Source organism: Microbulbifer sp. 2205BS26-8, assembly GCF_030731025.1.
Classification (GTDB): Bacteria; Pseudomonadota; Gammaproteobacteria; order Pseudomonadales; family Cellvibrionaceae; genus Microbulbifer; species Microbulbifer spongiae.
Genome location: NZ_JAVAMR010000155.1, coordinates 1 through 813, shown reverse-complemented (window position 1 = coordinate 813; position 813 = coordinate 1). Strand labels below are relative to the sequence as shown.

Below are 813 nucleotides of genomic sequence, written 5' to 3'. Positions count from 1 at the left end.
GGCCCTGGGTAATTTCAGCGATGGCACCACTGCCGATATCACTGACAGTGTGGCCTGGCGCAGTGACAACACCGCAATTGCCACGGTGGATAGCCTGGGCGAGCTGATGGCGGTGGCAGTGGGCAGTACCAGTGTCTCCGCCAGCCAGGACGGCATTGTCAGCAATACGGTTTCGGTGACCGTGACCGCCGTATTGACCAGTATCCAGGTGACGCCGGCGGTGGTGAGACTACCCACGGGCTACAGCCAACAGCTCACGGCCCTGGGTATTTTCAGCGATGGCAGCACCACCGATATCACCAACAGTGTGGCCTGGCGCAGTGACAACACCGCAATTGCCACCGTGGATAGCCTGGGCGAGCTGATGGCGGTGGCAGTGGGCAGCACCAGTGTCTCCGCCAGCCAGGACGGCATTGTCAGCAATACGGTTTCGGTGACCGTGACCAATGCCGTATTGGCCAATGTCCAGGTGACGCCGGCGGTGGTGAGACTGCCCACGGGCTTCAGCCAACAGCTCACGGCCCTGGGTATTTTCAGCGATGGCAGCACCCTCGATGTTACCACCAGCGCGACCTGGCTCATTGACAATACCGCAATTGCTACCGTGGATAGCCTGGGCGAGGTGGTGGCGGTGGCGGTGGGCAGCGCCAGCCTTGTTGCCATCCAGGACGGCCTTATCAGCAATACGGTTTCGGTGACCGTAACCAACGCGGTATTGACCAGTATCCAGGTGACCCCGGCAGTGGTGAACCTGCCTTCGGGCAATAGCCAGCAGCTCACGGCCCTGGGCAATTTCAGCGATGGCAGCACCCT

1 protein-coding gene is annotated in these 813 nt (G+C 61.1%); it reads left to right on the top strand.

What is annotated here, in order from left to right; genetic code table 11:
- Nucleotides 1-813: Ig-like domain-containing protein (locus tag Q5Y71_RS17005; protein WP_306043260.1), on the top strand; the 813-nt coding region annotated here is incomplete at both ends.